At 48.6% G+C, this 16909-nt stretch carries 18 protein-coding genes; 3 read left to right on the top strand and 15 right to left on the bottom strand.

All coding sequences use genetic code 11. From position 1 onward, the window contains the following. Positions 1-139: 139 nt before the first annotated feature. The 12 genes from ICC18_RS04830 to ICC18_RS04775 form a co-directional block, all read right to left on the bottom strand. Positions 140-1495, bottom strand: coding sequence for a sodium-dependent transporter (locus ICC18_RS04830; RefSeq protein ID WP_188173260.1), 1356 nt, complete (start codon positions 1493-1495; stop codon positions 140-142). Between the two features lie 133 nt (positions 1496-1628). After that, positions 1629-3557, bottom strand: a complete 1929-nt coding sequence (gene abc-f, locus ICC18_RS04825; RefSeq protein WP_188173259.1) for a ribosomal protection-like ABC-F family protein — start codon at positions 3555-3557, stop codon at positions 1629-1631. Positions 3558-3683: 126 nt separating this feature from the next. Continuing rightward, on the bottom strand, positions 3684-3827 hold the full coding sequence (locus ICC18_RS04820; protein WP_188173258.1) for a hypothetical protein: 144 nt from the start codon (positions 3825-3827) through the stop codon (positions 3684-3686). Between the two features lie 268 nt (positions 3828-4095). Next, a complete protein-coding gene (locus ICC18_RS04815; protein WP_188173257.1) occupies positions 4096-5001 on the bottom strand; it encodes a response regulator in 906 nt (301 codons plus the stop codon). A 5-nt stretch (positions 5002-5006) separates the two neighbouring features. Beyond that, complete coding sequence (locus ICC18_RS04810) at positions 5007-6293, bottom strand: sensor histidine kinase (RefSeq protein ID WP_312029485.1); 1287 nt, start codon at positions 6291-6293, stop codon at positions 5007-5009. A 55-nt stretch (positions 6294-6348) separates the two neighbouring features. Continuing rightward, a complete protein-coding gene (locus ICC18_RS04805; protein ID WP_188173256.1) occupies positions 6349-7110 on the bottom strand; it encodes a TSUP family transporter in 762 nt (253 codons plus the stop codon). 92 nt (positions 7111-7202) lie between these two features. Next, the gene (locus ICC18_RS04800; RefSeq protein ID WP_188173255.1) at positions 7203-7853 is read right to left on the bottom strand and encodes an amino acid ABC transporter permease; all 651 of its coding nucleotides are present in this window, start codon (positions 7851-7853) and stop codon (positions 7203-7205) included. A gap of 35 nt (positions 7854-7888) precedes the next feature. Then, entirely contained in the window at positions 7889-8542 is a 654-nt protein-coding gene (locus tag ICC18_RS04795) for an amino acid ABC transporter permease (protein WP_188173254.1), read from the bottom strand. A 55-nt stretch (positions 8543-8597) separates the two neighbouring features. Then, complete coding sequence (locus tag ICC18_RS04790) at positions 8598-9482, bottom strand: glutamate ABC transporter substrate-binding protein (protein WP_282559196.1); 885 nt, start codon at positions 9480-9482, stop codon at positions 8598-8600. Between the two features lie 23 nt (positions 9483-9505). After that, positions 9506-10234, bottom strand: a complete 729-nt coding sequence (locus tag ICC18_RS04785) for an amino acid ABC transporter ATP-binding protein (protein WP_188173253.1) — start codon at positions 10232-10234, stop codon at positions 9506-9508. A 521-nt stretch (positions 10235-10755) separates the two neighbouring features. Then, positions 10756-11670: an NAD(P)/FAD-dependent oxidoreductase gene (locus tag ICC18_RS04780; protein WP_188173252.1), complete on the bottom strand. Its 915-nt coding sequence runs from the start codon at positions 11668-11670 to the stop codon at positions 10756-10758. A gap of 1 nt (position 11671) precedes the next feature. Further along, complete coding sequence (locus tag ICC18_RS04775) at positions 11672-12097, bottom strand: RrF2 family transcriptional regulator (RefSeq protein ID WP_188173251.1); 426 nt, start codon at positions 12095-12097, stop codon at positions 11672-11674. Between the two features lie 213 nt (positions 12098-12310). On the opposite strand from ICC18_RS04775, the gene ICC18_RS04770 reads away from it, so the two are divergent. Next, positions 12311-12673 (top strand): response regulator, encoded by a 363-nt coding sequence (locus ICC18_RS04770; protein WP_188173250.1) that lies wholly within the window; start codon positions 12311-12313, stop codon positions 12671-12673. 86 nt (positions 12674-12759) lie between these two features. Then, the gene (locus ICC18_RS04765; protein WP_188173249.1) at positions 12760-13407 is read left to right on the top strand and encodes an SOS response-associated peptidase; all 648 of its coding nucleotides are present in this window, start codon (positions 12760-12762) and stop codon (positions 13405-13407) included. Here ICC18_RS04765 and ICC18_RS04760 read toward each other — a convergent pair whose 3' ends face one another. Beyond that, complete coding sequence (locus tag ICC18_RS04760) at positions 13408-13872, bottom strand: DUF1284 domain-containing protein (RefSeq protein WP_188173248.1); 465 nt, start codon at positions 13870-13872, stop codon at positions 13408-13410. A gap of 182 nt (positions 13873-14054) precedes the next feature. Here ICC18_RS04760 and ICC18_RS04755 point away from each other — a divergent pair, with 182 nt between their 5' ends. Further along, complete coding sequence (locus ICC18_RS04755) at positions 14055-14624, top strand: Hcp family type VI secretion system effector (RefSeq protein ID WP_188173247.1); 570 nt, start codon at positions 14055-14057, stop codon at positions 14622-14624. A gap of 49 nt (positions 14625-14673) precedes the next feature. On the opposite strand, the gene ICC18_RS04750 is transcribed toward ICC18_RS04755, so the two are convergent. Then, entirely contained in the window at positions 14674-15255 is a 582-nt protein-coding gene (locus ICC18_RS04750) for an NUDIX hydrolase (RefSeq protein WP_188173246.1), read from the bottom strand. A 15-nt stretch (positions 15256-15270) separates the two neighbouring features. Then, positions 15271-16695, bottom strand: coding sequence for a copper amine oxidase N-terminal domain-containing protein (locus ICC18_RS04745; RefSeq protein WP_188173936.1), 1425 nt, complete (start codon positions 16693-16695; stop codon positions 15271-15273). Positions 16696-16909 lie beyond the last annotated feature (214 nt).

The following is a 16909-nucleotide window of genomic DNA, read 5'->3' as shown; positions in this document are numbered from 1 at the left end:
CATCGCCTCCTTCTAAATTACCTATAGCTTATCACAGCGCACTGCCAAGTACTATGTCGGAACTATGGCAAGTTGATTCGCAAGAATTGAAAAAAACCGCCCTAAAGAGAGTGGTTTTCCATTTTTTCTATAAATAAACTTACACCTTAATGATTCCTACCGAATATAAGAACACAAGAACGATGAGGACCGGTGCGATGAAACGCAGCAGAACCATCCACGCCCGGTACCAAAAGCCGGTAAGACCCGCCTCTTCTCCTGCGCGCTTCCAAGCATACCCTGTAAATAGAGTGACAATAAGTCCGCCAAGCGGCATCAGAATGTACGAGGTGATAAAATCCATCCAGTCGAAAATCCCTTTGCCTCCCAATTGCAGGGGACTCAGCACGCCTCCGACCGACAAAGCCGCCGGAACGCCGACCAGATAGCAGAGTACGGAGACGTAAATGGCCGCTTTGGGGCGGCTCCAGTTCCATTTGCTCATCGCGTAGGCGACAGGAACTTCTAGGATCGAAATCGCGGAGGTCAGCGCCGCAATCGCAAGCAGCAGGAAGAACAATCCGCCAAAGAAGGCGCCGAACGGCATCTGAGAGAACGCAGCCGGCAAGGCCATGAAGGCAAGGCCTACGCCCTCTCCCGGCTTAAGGCCGTAAGAGAACACAGTCGGGAAAATGACCAATCCTGCAATAAAGGCATAAACCAAATCGCCGAATCCGATGGCCAGCGTCGCACCGCCTAAAGACTGCTTTTTATCCACATAGGCCCCATAAGTCAGCATGCATCCCATACCCAATGATAAAGAGAAGAACGCATGTCCTAATGCAATAAGCGCTGACTCCGCGCCCAGCTTAGAAAAATCCGGTTTTAAGAAGAAGGAGACGCCTTCCGCAGCACCAGGGAGTGTCAACGAACGGAACATCAATATCAACAAAATGATCAAAAAGCCGGGAATTAATATTTTATTAAACTTCTCAATCCCGCCGGAAACCCCTCTGGCAATGATCCAGCCGCTAACGAGCATCACGACTGCCTGCCAGAATAATGGCCAATATCCGGAAGCGAAGGACAGAAATTTATCCTTATAATCCGAACCTGATTGAAATAAGACTCCTGTAAATGACTCCAGCGTATAGTGCAGTGTCCATCCCGCTACTACCGCATAATAGGACATAATCATAAAAGCGGTTAGAATCGAAAGCAGACCGAAGGCACCCCAATATTTTTTGCCCGTCAAATTCACCAGCGAGACCGAAGCATTGCCCCGACCGCCTCTGCCAATAGTCATCTCAGCCAATAAAATCGGTAAACCGACAATGATGAGACAGATGATGAATAATAAGAAAAACGCGGCACCGCCGTACTTTCCTGTAATGTAAGGAAATTTCCACATATTCCCTAAACCTACGGAACTGCCGATAGCGGCTAAAATGAAGCCGGACTTGCTAAAACGCTCATTGATTGGTGGAGCTTGTTTCTTGGCTTGTTGCGAATTCATGATGCACTCCTTGTTGTTGAATAGTATAGATTAGGGTATCTAATTTGAGGGCTATTGTCTTGTAGTAATTATTTACATTTCGATTCACATTATATGCAGCCCTACCAATTCCGAATCATCAGGCAGAACGTAACTATTCGTCCAAATGTTCCTCAACTTGCATCCAATGCTCATAAAGCGAATTAAGCTGAGCCTGAACCGTTTCGCGCTCAATCCATAGTTGGCTTAGCTCTTGAGCTTCTGCGCCATCTCCCAGCGCTTGAAGCTGCCGGTCCAAACCGGCTAACCTTTCTTCCTCCTTAGCGATTTGCCTCTCCAGCTTCTCGCGCGCCGGTTCCGCTTGCGGCTTAGCACGCTTCACTTCCGGAGCAGCTTCGGCCACTCGCTTCGTTGGAACGCCAGCGGCAGGTTTCTTCGCCTCCATGCCGCGAAGCTGCTTGCTCTTCTCCTTGTAGTCGTCGAAGTTGCCTAAGAAGACCGTGATTCGCCCGCCGTCGAGCTCCCATATTTTGCGGGAAAGCCGATTCATGAAATAACGATCGTGCGTCACTGCCAGAATAGTGCCGGGAAACTCTTCGAGCGCTTCCTCCAGCGCCTCCCGGGATACGATGTCCATATGGTTCGTCGGCTCGTCAAGGATGAGCAGATTTGGCTTCCGCAGCACGAGCAGCGCTAGTCGAAGCCGCGTCCATTCACCGCCCGATAGCTGACTGACCGGCTTGAACACATCGGCGCCATAGAACAGATAGGATGCCAAACGTCCTCTAGCCTCTCCCTCTTCCATTCGCGCTTCCTCGCGGAAATAATCCAGCACCGTCTGCTTCTGGTCGGCCGGATACTCCTCTTGCGCCAGGTAACCAACGTCTACCCGAGCGCCCAGCTCCATAGCGCCTGCATCTGCCTGCTCCTCCCCAAGAATGAGCTTCAGCAGTGTGGTTTTCCCGGAGCCGTTGTGTCCGACGAGCATCACCTTCTCGCCATATTCCAGCAGACCGCTCGCTTGGTGAAGCACGGTCTTCGAGCCGTAACGTTTGCTCACGTCTTCGAAGCGGATCACTCTCTTGCCGGAGCGGTCGTCCGGCCTTAGATCAAAATCAGCCGCCTTCGGATCCAGAACAGGCCGCTTAAGCTTCTCCATCCGATCCAGCGCTTTCTGCATCGATGCCGCCCGGCGAAAGAACTTCTCATTCCCCCCGATGCGGCCCCATTCGGTTAACTGCTTGATCGTTTCTTTCATCTTCTTGATCTTCTTCTGCTGCTCTTGATAATCAGCGAATTGTTGAAGCAGTCTTTCTTCTTTTTCCTTCATATAGCCGGTGTAATGGGCATGATACGTTGATGACTCGCCGTCTTCCAGCTCCACGACCTTCGTAACGACACGATCCAGAAAGTAACGGTCATGTGAAACGATCAAACAAGCTCCCTCATACTTGCCGAGGAATTCTTCCAGCCATTCGACCCCGAACAAATCCAGATGATTCGTCGGCTCATCCAGCAGCAGTAAATCGGGCTTGCCGATCAGCTGAGACGCAAGGGCAATCTTCGTCTTCTCGCCGCCCGACAGCGAGGCGAAAGGCCGGTCGTAGAACTCCCGGGCGATACGCAGCCCCGTCGTCACCTGGTCGATTCTCGCGTCCAGCTCGTAGCCGCCTTCGCGTTCGAAGCGCTCCTGCAGCTGCGCATACTGCCGCAGCAGCAGATCCAGCTGCGTTCGCTGGCTTGCCGCATCGGGATCGGACATCCGCTGCTCCAGCTCCGCCATTTTGGCGCGGCATTCCCGCACATCGCGAAAGCTCGCGGCAAGCACATCGTAGACCGTGCCCGCTTCCCACTCCTCGGGAATTTGGGCCAAATACCCGATCCGCGTATCTTTGCGGACGGTAAGCAGGCCCTCATCAGGCTTCTCCATCTTCGAAATCAAGCGCAGCAGCGTCGATTTGCCGCTTCCGTTGCGGCCGACGAGCCCCACTCGCTCGCCTTGATGAATTTCAAAAGTAACATCTTCTAAGACAAGCTGGGCACCGTGGTATTTTTTAACGTTTTGGCTATTAATAATTAACATCGTTTAGGATCCTCCTATTAATCGAAGAACCTATCCCTAATTTTACCCGGATTCGAAAACGAAACTAACAACGCAAAAAGGCCGCAGGAAAATTCCCTACGACCTTTCGGATGCATCCGTCTGAGGTTAAGGTAGGCGTCTTTTCTCGAGTGGTAATACCGTATGAGCAAAAATGGACAGACTTCTCGCGTATTTGCCAAAAGCATGAACGATGCCAGCCATCGCAATAGGTAACTGGCTCACACGGTTGTTTACCAACTCAAAATTCATCCTACCTTCACCTCCCTTTAGATGATGTTTAAAAAGCCCACTTTGATAACGATGGTGCTCAGGAAGATGATTCGACATCGAATCTTGAACGAATTCGGGAAGTCCGGTACTCACGTAGCACATCACTACGCTCCGTTCCTCCTTCTCCGAATATCGTCCAACCTTCTCGGTTCTGAAAGCGGACTTTTTAAACTCTCATTAAATGTTAATTACCAATATATCACAGCAAGCTGCGCCTCTGCAACCGGCGTTCAGTCTAGCCTACGCGCTATTGCTCGCTTCGCATTTTATCCATCACTTCGAGATAGAGCACCTGAAGGAACTTTTTAATGTTAACCTTGCCTTTCTCAGGCTTCTCGTTCTCATCGATTTCTTTCATTTTCAACCTTACATCCTGGAATTCAAAATAAAGCGGCGCATAGTGCTCAAACTTGGGGTTGCTGTAGTCGGTCAGCCCGATGCTTGCGATATTCGTCAGCGCGACCATAACGGTACGGCGAATGCGTTGCTCGACCGCCTTGCCTTCCTTCTCCACTTCGGCTTCATGAACCTTTGTCGCTCGCGCGGCTATTTCATACAACTCCTTGAGCGGCGGGATCCCGTCCGCTTTATGATAGCGAATCAAGTGCTCGATGATCTCCATCAAATCTCTGCTGCCGCTATCGCCAACGATCCCCATATCCATGAGAATGGGCTGCATGATCTCACGGGTGGTGCGCTTTTTCCGGGCGGTTTCAAGCCCTGTACCCCCTAGGAGACTCAGCTTCGTTAACGATTCCTTGATTTCATTCAAGGAACGGCTGATTTTCCACTGCTCGTTGACCTTGGAGAGCACCGCTTCGACTTCGATCTTATTGATTGGCTTTTGGATATAAAATTCAACGCCGGCCTGGTATGCCTTGCCGATCATTTCTTTATTCTCGATTTGGGAAATCATCACATATTTCCCCTGGAAACCGCGTTCTTTCAGACGGATGATCGTTTCGATCCCATCCTGGTCCGGCATCAACAGATCGATAACCACGACATCCGGAGACGTTTCCAAAAGCACTTTTTCCCCTTCGGTTCCGCTTCCGGCCGTCCCTACGACTTCGCCAAGCCCGGCTTTTTCGATGATCGTCTGGAGCATCAGTCTGCTCACCGCGTCATCGTCGACAATTCCGAATGACAGCATGATCTCTACGCTCCTTTTTTCAACGTATCGGTGGGCAACGTAATGATAAAGGTAGTCTGAGAAGTCTGCTCGCCAGACTGCAAATGTATGTCTCCGCCCAAAGCGTGGACAATATCACGAACATGGGAGAGGCCTATCCCTGTGGCGGCGAAGCCCTCCTGATTGAATTTGGTCGTAAAGCCAGGCTCGAAAATCATCCCCCTGGCCTGCTCGGCGATACCCGTCCCCGTGTCCGATACAATCAGAACGGTCATATCGCCCTGTTCATAGGCGCGGATAAGAATCTTGCCTTGCACCTCAATCGCTTCTACGGCATTGGCTACAAGATTATTGAGCACAGTTAAAAGCGGAATATAATGATTCGTCATATAATCTGTTCGTAATTCACAATGAAATTCGATCTCTTTGCCCAGCATGGCGCTGTAGCCCCGATTCGATTTGACGGCGAATTCGATCACCTCAGCCAGCCTCATCTCGGAGGCGATATCGCGATCGAATAGCTTCAGCAGTCCGGCGAGAATGCGCTGAGAATCTTTTTTCACTTCGTGAATTTGCTGTGTAATTTCCAAGATGGTGCGTGAGTAGCTTTTGAGCCCCGAGCCGTTCACTTTTTCATACAGATTATGGCTTTTGGCTGTGATCTGCTCGATCGTGTCCATTGATTTTTGCAGGTAAAAGACTTCCCCATACAAGCCGCTGTTCGTATTCAGCATCTGCTCAATACGCTTCTGCTGCTCGCTGTGAAGGACCCGCATCTGACTGATCGTGACGCTGCTGTAGATGCCGACCACAAAATAGCTCCGGACGACGGCTGACACCGTTAGGATCATCCAATGCTCCAAATACTTGAAGGGAGTGTCGAAAATCAAAGTTCTTGCGAACAGCTCCACTGCATTTGATGCAATGTCTATGGCTGAGAAGCATGCCCCCAGCAGAAAAGGATGAAACTCGTGCCATTTTTCCTGAATCCGACTCATGGCTATTCCATAAGTGATGTAATATAAGGCAGCTGACAAATGGATTTTCAAACTTCCGCTGAGCGAAAACATGCCTGCCGAGAAAATGCTATCCTCTGCCGTTCGGAACAGAAGCACCGTAATTCCTGTAATAATACCTGTGTACACATAAGGCAGGTGCCTCATCAAAAGCAGACAGAGGAGGAAGGCACTGGCGCCCAGTGCGATACGGAATACTTCGCCGCTAAAAGGAGTATATTTGAATTCGCCTGCAATGGCGGTTATGATCGCGACGAGCATCATTTGAAAGCCTTCATGCTTGAAGCGTCCCAGCACCTCACCCCCTTATTGTACATCTATTGTAAATCAAGTAGGGTCTAATTTCATCAGGTTACAGCAAATCCCAGATTTGCTTACCGATCAGCAGCACACAAACGCTCAGGAACAACGGCCTGACATAAGCGGCGCCTTTGCGAATCGCCATGCGTGATCCGAGCCAAGAGCCGCCAATCATCGCGAGCCCCATCGGAATGCCGATCCCATAATGAATCGAGCCTAGCGCCATGAAGGTGGCCAAGCTCGCAACGTTGCTGCCGAAGTTCAACACCTTGGCGTTTCCCGCCGCTTTGACGAAATCGAATCCAAGCATGAGAAAGGTAAAAATAAGAAAAGAACCGGTTCCCGGTCCAAAGAATCCGTCATAAAAGCCGAGTCCGAATGCGGCAATCCCCATGAGCCAAGCCGTCTTCGTGGAGAATTGGTTAAATGTCGATCTTTCGCCCCAACTTTTGCGCATGATCGTGTAGATGGTAATCACGACGAGCATGACGACGACAAGCGGCTTCAAAAAGTCCGAAGGGATTTGGCGCAGCACCATGGTGCCGCTCACGGCTCCCAGCAGCGACAGGACGAATAAGCCTCGCACCGCCTTCACATCCACGTGTCCTGACCGCATGAAAGATATCGTGCTCGTCAGAGAAGACATCGTGCTCGCCAGTTTATTGGTACCAAGCGCAACCGCCGGAGGCATTCCTGTCGCCAGCAGAACGGGAACCGCAATCAGCCCCCCTCCCCCAACGACAGAATCCACATAGGCCGCCAGGAAACCGCCGACGATGACGAAGATCATCATTTCTACACTTAACTGCTCCATTTCTGACTCCTTTACTAAATCCTCAAAACCGAAGGAAATTCAGGACGAGCAGTCTCAAAAGACTCTTATCTCCTCCGAGTTCTCTTTTGGATTTAAACCAGTCTTGTTTCTAATCTGCGTGCTGCCAGGGATAGCGCATAATTGACTGCGAAGTATAGTATTGCCACCAGCAGCAAAACCGGAATTGTATAGCTAAAACTTTGCCCGATCACAATTTTCGCATGATTCATCAGCTCCGGCAATGCGATCACAACCGCCAGGGACGTATCTTTGAGCAGCGAAATGAATTGGCTCACAAGCGGCGGCACCATGCGGCGCAGCCCTTGCGGGAGCACGATGTGCCATAGTGTTTGCACATAGCTAAGACCTGAAGAACGAGCCGCTTCAATCTGGCCTTTGTCGATGGAGTTGAGTCCGCTTCGCACAATCTCCGCAATCATCGCCCCTTCGAACAGCGTCAACGCCACGATGGCCGAGTTCATGGCATCGAGCTTTAACCCAATGTCCGGTAAAGCGAATCGCGTAAAAAATATAATCAATAAGAGCGGCAAATTTCGGATAAGTTCTACAAGTATACCCAAAATCGGCGAAATGACAGGCATCTTCGTGTAACGAATCGTGCCTACGATACATCCTACCACAAAGCTTAACACAATGGAGATAAAAGCTACCTTCAGCGTCATGTAAAAGCCTTCCAAAATAAACCTTACGTTATCCAGCGAAAAAGCTTGTATAAAGTCCATTCGTTCCCCCCCAAGTATGGCGCAGATTCACGGTTTCAGCCTGTCCGGGCCAGCTTGCGCTCCAAACGCAGCGCTGCATAGCTGAGCGGAAGCGTCAGCACCAAATAAAGCAAAGCGACAAAGATGTAAGTATCGAACGTCACGTACGTCTCACTTGCGACCTGGTCGCCGAAGTACATCAGATCAAAACCGGCAAATACGCCGAGCACCGATGAATTTTTAACGAGGTTAATAAACTGGTTGCTCAGCGGCGGAATGACGATTTTGACCGCTTGCGGCAGCACGACGTGCCACATTGTTTGGATGTAGGTCAAGCCCGATGCCTGCGCCGCCTCCGATTGGCCTTTGGGTACCGACATAATGCCTGCACGGATGGCTTCGGCGATAAATGAAGCCGTATAGACGGTAAGGCCTACGGTACCACAGACGAACCCGCTCATCGTAATGCCTACCGAGGGCAATCCGTAGAAAAATACAAACACAACAAGCAACAGCGGAATGTTACGTATAAACTCTACATAGGCCGTACCGATCCAATTCAGCGGCTTTACCGATGTGATACGGAAAACCGCAATGACGGTACCCAATACGAAGCTTCCGATCAGCGCGATAACGCTTGACAAGATCGTGTTGCCGAAGCCCTTCATGTAGAGATTGAAATAGTCGGTAAATATCGAGATATCCGGCATGTGCTCCCCCCTCATATACAGAAGATGGGTGGCGGCAGCCACCCATCATGAACTTTTATTTGGATGGCGCCTGGCCAATCCATTTTTCATAGATCTTTTTGTACTCGCCGTTCGACTGCAGCTTTTTCAGCGCATCGTTCACAGCTGTCTGCAATGTCGTTTCGCCTTTTTTCATCGCGATGCCGTATGGCTCATCCGTGAACGGCTCGCCTACCACTTCGAAGTTCTTATCTTGCGCCATCATGCCGTACAGAATAGCATTGTCAGTCGTCAGCGTCTCGCCTTGACCCGCTTTCAATGCACTGAATGCATCCTGGTAGTTATCAAATTCCAGCACCGTTGCATCTGGCGCTTTCTCTTTAATATTCTTAACGGAAGTGGAGCCTTTAACAGCCAATACTTTCGTGCCTTTTTTGATATCAGCTATGCTCTTAATCGGGCTTCCTTTTTTCACGAGCAGAGATTGACCTGCTTTAAAGTAAACATCGGAGAATTCAACTTGTTTCTTACGCTCTTCGGTAATTGTCATCGTAGCGACAATCATATCGATCTCTTTGTTATCGAGCATCGGAATCCGCGTCTTGGACGTTACTTCTTTCAGCTCGATTTTTTTCTCGTCACCGAGAATTTCTTTCGCTAACGCTTTAGCAATATCAACGTCGAAGCCTTCCACTTCACCGCCGGTTGGGTTTTTCAAACCGAACAGCTTCGTATCGTACTTCACGCCTACAACCAACTTGCCTCTGCTTTTGATTTCATCCAGCACGGAAGCGCCGCCTGCCGGCTTAGCTGTGCTTGGAGCGGTGCTTGCAGCTGGACTGCCCGCTGGCGTGCTCGACGCCCCCCCCGAAGTTTTGGCGTTGTTTCCACACCCCGATATTACGAAAACCATAGCCAACATAAACGTGAAACAGCTCATCATCCATTTTCTTGTCATCATTGATCTTGCTCCCCTCTATATGTTTAATGATTTAAAACCCGATTCAAAAACAGTCTCGCTCTTTCCTCGCGAGGGTTAGAGAAGAATTCGCCTGGAGGCGCCTCTTCTACGATTTGGCCTTTGTCCATAAACACGACGCGATCGGCCACTTCTCTGGCGAAACCCATCTCGTGCGTGACGACGACCATCGTCATGCCTTCGTGTGCCAGCGTCTTCATGACATCGAGCACTTCACCTACCATTTCCGGATCCAGTGCGGAGGTAGGCTCGTCAAACAGCATAATTTTCGGCTTCATCGCAAGTCCCCTTGCAATCGCCACACGCTGCTGCTGTCCCCCCGACAATTGGGATGGAAAGCTCTGTGCCTTATCCTGGATGCCAACTTTCTCAAGGTAGTACATCGCGATCTCTTCGGCTTCTTTCTTCGCCATACCGCGCACCTTGATCGGTGCCAGCGTAATGTTGTCGATGACTTTTTTGTGGGGATACAGGTTGAAATGCTGGAACACCATCCCGATATCCCGGCGCATCTCGTTAATGTCAGTTTTCTTATCATGTACTTTATAATCCCCCACGATAAGCTCTCCACTTGTAATCGCTTCCAATCGATTAATGCACCTTAACATCGTGCTTTTCCCAGATCCGGACGGTCCGACAACGACGACGACCTCACCTTGTTTGATTTGAAGATTGATTCCTTTGAGCACATGAAAGTCGCCGTAATGCTTCTCTACTTGTTGAAACGAGATCAATGGAACCCCCCTCTTCTTTGGATCTTTAACCATTTAAAAAAATGTGAATTACTTGTTATATAAACTAACACTTGATGTTTTAAATATCCCTACCTAACTAGGAAATCTTACGCAATCCGACATTTGTTCAGAAAAAATATTTAGATAATTTTAAGGACAAGCAATTTTTCAAAGGTTTTGGCGGTTTGAGTTTGATGATGATGACCTACCCCACTCACAGCGCTGTACCGATCCTGCGCTATGGCCTCATTTACGCGTTACCCCCTCGATATGGCGTCCAGCGTGGCGTTGTTAACGAATAGTTGGCCTTGTTCTCTTTTTGCGCAACATGAATTCTACAATGTGAGAAAAACGTCTATCGACGTACATTCAAAGATGTGCGACAGCGTTTAGTGGAAGTTTTTATCGCCAATAAGAAAGCGGTTTTCGGGAACCGAAAACTTATACTTTCTTATGTGGTTAAAAAAGAGCTGGATCCAGTTATACCTGAGAACCAGCTCTTTCATATTTATACGACAAGGTTAACTAAAGTCCGCTTCGGTCAAATCCGTGTTGACGCCTGCGGCAGCCCGGCTTCCTTCCGCTGCAGCGTTAATAAGCTGTGCCGGTCCGCTAACGGACATATCGCCTGCAGCGTATACGCCCTTAACATTCGTTCTGCCTAGTACGTCTATCACTATGCCTTGAAGAGGGTTAAGCTCAAGCCCCAATGTCTCGGCAAATGCAGTTGCCTGGGTCCATCCGACCGTAGTAAAACCGCCTTCCCTTAACACTTCGGAACCATCCTCGAAGACCACCTTCTCTAACATTCCGTTCGTTCCATGCAAGGAGGCGATTTTCTGTTCATAGAAACGGAACTGCTTGGCAGCAAGAACTGCTTTGTGCTCCGGCGTCAGGACATCACTCTTGCCATTCGTGCAAATGACAACGTCCTTAGTCCAGTTATACAAGGTTTTAGCCAAATGAATGGTATGTTGATTCTCAGAGAAAATAACCAGCGGCTTGTCTCTCAATTCCCAACCGTCGCAATACGGACAGTTGAATACACTTTTGCCGTAATAGTCTCGTATCCCTGGCACTTCAGGTAAAATCTCTTTCAAGCCTGTTGCGAGAAGGAGGTTCTTGGCATGATAAATCTCTCCGGAATCCGTTACAAGTTGAAACGCCCTCCCATCCTCACCTTGCTTGATCACTTGAGCGACTCTCCCGCCACGAAACTGCACCGAAGGATATTTGGCAATATCTTGATGGGCAATGGCCCGGAATTCGCTTGGTTTCACGCCATCTCTCGTAATAAACCCATGTGACTCCTGCGTCACTGCATTCCTGGGCTTATTATCATCGAACAAAATCACGTTACGTCTAGCTCTTCCTAAAACAAGTGCTGCATTTAAACCGGCCGGTCCTCCGCCAATAATGGCGCAATCTAACATCATGCTACATCGTCTCCTTTTTCATAAATGCAGTTAATTGTTCACCAACCCGTTCAGCAAGTTCTGCAATTGTACGCCCCTTTAAATATTGCTCCAAAGCATGTTCCGCATCGCACATGACACCTTGGATCAAACAATCTTGATGTTCGGAAGTACAGGAGAACAAAGAGGCCGCCCCTTCAATCGCATCAATGATATCAAGAAACGATATCTCATATTTGCTTTTGGAGAGCTTGTAGCCTCCATTGACGCCGGGAGCTGATTCAATAAGACCCGCTTTCACCAGCTTGGTTAAAATCTTGGATAAAAACGTCGGGGATAAGCTTTGTAATTCGGCCAGAGATCGAACTCCGATTACCTTTCCTGTAGGTACTGCAGCCAAATAGACCATTGTATGCAAGGCGTAATTGGTAGCTTTTGTGTATTTCAAGTTGTTCACCTGCAATCATAGACTGATTTTGTCTTTAATTATAACGACGACAGCCTTTATCGTCAATCTGACAATCTGATGCAATTCTCTATGGCCAAACGAAATGGCAAAAATAGAATTCATTCTTATACGGCGGAATGAACTTCCAGAATAAAACACTAAAAAAATCTTCACTTCTCTCCGAAATCATATAGTAGAACAGGAGGGAGCACTATGACACCGAAGATTCTCGTTGTGGATCACGTCAAAAGTCTTAGAGGGATTTTGCGACAAATTATTAACAAAATGGGCTACGATGTGCTTGAAGCTTCCAATGGAGCCGAGGCCATTCATAAATATCGGGATAACAAACCTGTTCTTACTACGATGGATTTAAATATGCCGGACATGAATGGCATTGACGTGCTGAGAAAAATCAAAGAATTCGATCCTGGAGCCAAAGTCGTTATGTGCTCCGCTTTGGAGCAGCAGTCATTGATTATCGAAGCGATCCATGCGGGGGCCAAAGACTTCATCCCCAAACCGTTTCACGAGCAAGAAATGATGGAAACTATGACCAAGCTGCTGGTCATTTGACCTGCTAGCCAGACGACCTTGCCACCTCATACATGATTTTGGCGGATTAGGCAAATAATAGCCAAAATCAAAAGAGGTGGTAGCCCATGTGTACTTCGATTTCGATACTTGCCGATGTATCCGAGCTGGTCAAACAATTTCAAATTGATCGTCTGTTGTCCTATAGCTCCAACCGTTACGAGGTTCGTCCGACAGAATCCCTTTCCGCTGTAGTTGTGAATAAAAAGGGAGAACGGCTCCTTGATGAATTTCGTTGGGGTCTGATGCCCTTCTGGGCGAAAGAAGCCGTATGCGGTGACCGCGATTCGATTTTCAGGAATGAAGTCTTTAGGCGTATTGTGAGCAAGCAGCGCTGTATCATTCCTTGCAGCGGGTTTTATGTTAGCCGCACAGAGGGCAAAGAAACGAAGTGGATTAAATTCAAAATGCGCAGCGGCACGTTCGGCATTGCCGGTCTATATGATGTGTGGCGTTCCCCGTCCGGCGACGAGGAGCTGCGCACCTGCATGATGTTGATGACGGAAGCGAACCCGCTCGTCTTGCCTTATCACGGCAGAATGCCGGCAATTCTGGACCAAGAACAAGCCGACCTCTGGTTGCAGCCGGAGATGAAAGATCCCTATGCGCTCCGCTCGCTGCTACAGCCAATGGATGAATGGCTGATGGTGGCAAATGTGCTGACTTCGCCGGAAGAAAAGATGGAGTCCGGTTCGGATGTTGGTGTGCTGATATGATTAAAGAGGATCCGCGTTTGTGTTTAAGCGCGGGTCTTTTTGTTTACTTGGAACCGGCGGCAGCGACCCTCCGTCGACAATGATACGAACCCCTTCCTCGCAAACGCCGTAAGGCTGCCAGCGGCAAGTTGCACAAAGATGGCCGATGTCACCAGGCGCAACGCGCTCCGCAACTTGATTGCATATATCAGCCCAGCTAAGCTCCATCCCTACTTGCAGACCAAGCTTCTCTACAATCTCGGCATCCCTCTGATACACCGTTCTCCCTTCGCAATGCGACACCTGATCAGCCGGATAGGCCGCACAAAGATCATCGGGTCCCAACACGATTCGGATTATCGTATCCGGTTTACTACGCAGTGTTTCGTAGACGGAGGTCATATTTTCACAAAATTCTTTGGAATATCCCATCCCCCGATAGCCTAACAAACAAAACAGATGATGGCCGCGAAGTCCGATCGTCATAGTCATTTCCCCTTTTGTATAAAGTCATTATGTATTTACTTACTGTAGAGGATTATGGCGCAGTAAATCAATATATAATAATTTCTTGAATTTCGGAGGTGAGTATATATACAAAGCATTGGATTCCAGCTATACTGATTCCGTGATACGAATTGTATCAATTCAGATAAGGAGTGAATACCATGAAAGCATTGAAAAATCGTTTCATTATCACGCTTGCCGCCTTTTTGTTAGCGCTTACGTTTTCTATAGTTCCCGCTTCTGCAGCAACGAACTCCGCACCAGAGCATACATTTGATGTTTATTTGAATTTGGATGGGATTCAAGGCGATTCTACAGTTAAAAACTACGAAAAATGGATACAGCTTTCCAGTGTTCAATTCAACGCAGCTAATAAGGGGAGCTCATCTTCTGGCAGCGGGGCAGGCGCCGGCAAAGCCATTCTGGAGAGCTTTACGGTTACCAAGTCGTTAGACTCAGCATCCATTCCTTTATTTTTAAATACGGCGGCTGGGAAAAATATTAGCAAAGGCCAGATTGTCTTCGTAAGCGGCACGCAGCAGCCGACAGCTTTACTGACCATTGATCTAAGTTCGGTTCAAATCTCCTCCTATGAATTTAGTGATGCCTACGAAACGATCACGTTAAGTGTTGGCGGCATCAAAATGAGCTACACGCCGACCACCGCCAAAGGAACGAAAGGAACTTCCATTACCGGCGGGTGGGATTTTATAAAGAATATGAAGCAATAGGAGAATGAAAGTCCCCTAGCCTCTTCATGAGGCGCTAGGGGACTTCATCTCATTTCGCAACGGCCCGGGAGTCAGGCACACGGTATAATCCGTACCCTTCCATCGGAACGATGGGGTTTTCGTCCGTGACCAATCCAGCGTCATCCGCGTGCATGGCTACATCAATGAGCCAACGCGTGAAATCGGCGACATTCATCGACTGTATCTCTTCAAGGCTGTAGAATCCGGCCGCATCGACCTCTACGCCATCTGGCACAGGCTCGCCGCTCACATAATCCATCTCAAAAGCAACGTATAGATTATGTATATTCCTTGGCAAATCGCGTAAAGCCACAACCCTTTTCACGACAGCTTCGACTCCGGTTTCCTCCATCACTTCCCGCTGAATCGTATTGTGGATCAGCTCGTGCTGCTCGATATACCCGCCGGGATTCGTCCATCTGCCTTTGCCCGGCTCCTGCGCCCTGCGTACGAGCAGCATTTTGCCTTCGCGCATGACAAGGGCGCCCACACCGACGCTATAATTGCCCCAGTGCACAAAGCTGCACACGGTGCAAGCTCTCCGTAAAGTTCCATCCACATCTCGAGTCTCTAGTGCCGCCCCGCAGGACATGCAGAATCTGGCTTCCATCGTAATCCAACCCTTCTATCGCTTTGCCAGCTCTACCGTGTATGTCGTTTGATTCCATGTGATCTCAATACCGAGAAGCTCAGCTAACGCACGGATACTGACATAGGCTTTGCCGTAGTTGATCATGGTTTTCATTTCAATCTCCGGCCGGTCCTGATGAATGATAGCCTCAAGACCGCCCCGTTTCAAGCTAATCGATCGATTCTCCCTATCGTAATCAACTTTAGCACCTATGGCTTCAGCTGTTTCCCTAAGAGGAAGCCATACATGCCCGTCGTTTTGATCATAGTAAACGGGGGAATTCAGTACAATAAGCTCTCCATTCATTGTAGCACGAATTGGATGCAAATCCTGCGCTTGAATCGAAGATTCACTGATTAACAACTGCTTCGTTCCGCTTAAAAGTTTGGAAAATAGCTGTTTCGGACAATTGACGCAGTAAGAGGCGAACAAGAAAGGCTGCACGACTTGAGTGATGACAGGCTCTGCCTTATCCGGTTGCAAGACTGTGGTAATACCTTGGTTGTCATACGCAAGTTGATCTGTACCAACAATCGAAAGAATTGAATGATTCATGGGCTTTAACACCGGATTTATGTCAGAAATGTCCAAAATGCTGTTTGCCTTCTCCGGTGTCAATGTATCTGGAAAAGACCCGGAAAACTTATACAGCTTGCCTTCTTGTCCGTTAAAGAAACCAATTCCTCCATCGCGAAGCGGAACGGGACTTTCATATGGCATTCCGTTAACAACCTTACCAAGGAGGGTTCCGTTTAGAGCATCGAAGATAAGAACTTTATCACCAATAAAGACCAAGAGCTTATCGTTATTTAATGTGATATTGGAGATTATCGGTGTCGTTACTTCAGGTAAAAAGTCATTAACATCGATAGTTCGCGTCGTACCCTTGGCATCAAAACTAAAGATTTCATGAGAAAGCAAATCTCTTATACCGCATCCGGCTCTATTGCTGCAAATCTTATCAGAGAACGTCCCTTGTCGAATGGCCCAGTATGTACCGTTGCTGCTTCTGGCGATATTTCTTGGACCTTTGAGCTGATAAGGATGCTCAATGCCTGCTGGGATCATGATCCGCTCAAGCAATCTCCCCTCTTGATCGAAACGATATAATTGATCGTTAGGAAGCGTCTTCCACAACTTTTCAGGAGTTACAACCTCGTTATCATCAGGCGGAAGAGGCCGCTCCAGTGTATTTGTCGCAAATACACCGACCGAGCCGTCGGCAAACGTATAGGCCGTACGGAAATAGAATCCATCTTCTCCTTGATAAACGGCGGATGTCACGTTTTGGTCGAAAATCAGGTTCCCGTCCGGATTGGTCGGGTCGACAAAAGGCTGCACCGATGCAGCCGCTCCTAATGGAACAGCTATAACCGAGAGCAGAACGGTTGTAAGCAGTATTCGAAGCAGAGATTTCATTAGAGAAGCATCTCCTTTTTAGCGGGGAAAATAAATGCTTGAATGCGTTCGAATGCAACCGTGGCCAAACTTAACGTAAAAACAAAGCGCCGATGAAATACTTTTTCAACGATTTCGCTCCTTTCGTTATGGCATAAGTCTATATACAATAGACGCGATTTCCTTGTAAAAGTTTTCCATAAAAAGCAAAAGCCCATCACCGCCCTGAACTTCC

Source organism: Paenibacillus sedimenti (genome assembly GCF_014534655.1).
GTDB lineage: Bacteria > Bacillota > Bacilli > Paenibacillales > NBRC-103111 > Paenibacillus_E > Paenibacillus_E sedimenti.
Note: the sequence above shows the minus strand (reverse complement) of the source record. Positions and strands in the feature narration are given on the sequence as shown.

What these genes read in the sequence shown, in the direction of transcription:
- ICC18_RS04830 (WP_188173260.1), bottom strand. Translation starts at nt 1,495, where the DNA reads ATGAATTCGCAACAAGCCAAGAAACAAGCTCCACCAATCAATGAGCGT.
- abc-f (WP_188173259.1), bottom strand. Translation starts at nt 3,557, where the DNA reads ATGTTAATTATTAATAGCCAAAACGTTAAAAAATACCACGGTGCCCAG.
- ICC18_RS04820 (WP_188173258.1), bottom strand. Translation starts at nt 3,827, where the DNA reads ATGAATTTTGAGTTGGTAAACAACCGTGTGAGCCAGTTACCTATTGCG.
- ICC18_RS04815 (WP_188173257.1), bottom strand. Translation starts at nt 5,001, where the DNA reads ATGCTGTCATTCGGAATTGTCGACGATGACGCGGTGAGCAGACTGATG.
- ICC18_RS04805 (WP_188173256.1), bottom strand. Translation starts at nt 7,110, where the DNA reads ATGGAGCAGTTAAGTGTAGAAATGATGATCTTCGTCATCGTCGGCGGT.
- ICC18_RS04800 (WP_188173255.1), bottom strand. Translation starts at nt 7,853, where the DNA reads ATGGACTTTATACAAGCTTTTTCGCTGGATAACGTAAGGTTTATTTTG.
- ICC18_RS04795 (WP_188173254.1), bottom strand. Translation starts at nt 8,542, where the DNA reads ATGCCGGATATCTCGATATTTACCGACTATTTCAATCTCTACATGAAG.
- ICC18_RS04790 (WP_282559196.1), bottom strand. Translation starts at nt 9,482, where the DNA reads ATGATGACAAGAAAATGGATGATGAGCTGTTTCACGTTTATGTTGGCT.
- ICC18_RS04780 (WP_188173252.1), bottom strand. Translation starts at nt 11,670, where the DNA reads ATGATGTTAGATTGCGCCATTATTGGCGGAGGACCGGCCGGTTTAAAT.
- ICC18_RS04770 (WP_188173250.1), top strand. Translation starts at nt 12,311, where the DNA reads ATGACACCGAAGATTCTCGTTGTGGATCACGTCAAAAGTCTTAGAGGG.
- ICC18_RS04765 (WP_188173249.1), top strand. Translation starts at nt 12,760, where the DNA reads ATGTGTACTTCGATTTCGATACTTGCCGATGTATCCGAGCTGGTCAAA.
- ICC18_RS04760 (WP_188173248.1), bottom strand. Translation starts at nt 13,872, where the DNA reads ATGACGATCGGACTTCGCGGCCATCATCTGTTTTGTTTGTTAGGCTAT.
- ICC18_RS04755 (WP_188173247.1), top strand. Translation starts at nt 14,055, where the DNA reads ATGAAAGCATTGAAAAATCGTTTCATTATCACGCTTGCCGCCTTTTTG.
- ICC18_RS04750 (WP_188173246.1), bottom strand. Translation starts at nt 15,255, where the DNA reads ATGGAAGCCAGATTCTGCATGTCCTGCGGGGCGGCACTAGAGACTCGA.
- ICC18_RS04745 (WP_188173936.1), bottom strand. Translation starts at nt 16,695, where the DNA reads ATGAAATCTCTGCTTCGAATACTGCTTACAACCGTTCTGCTCTCGGTT.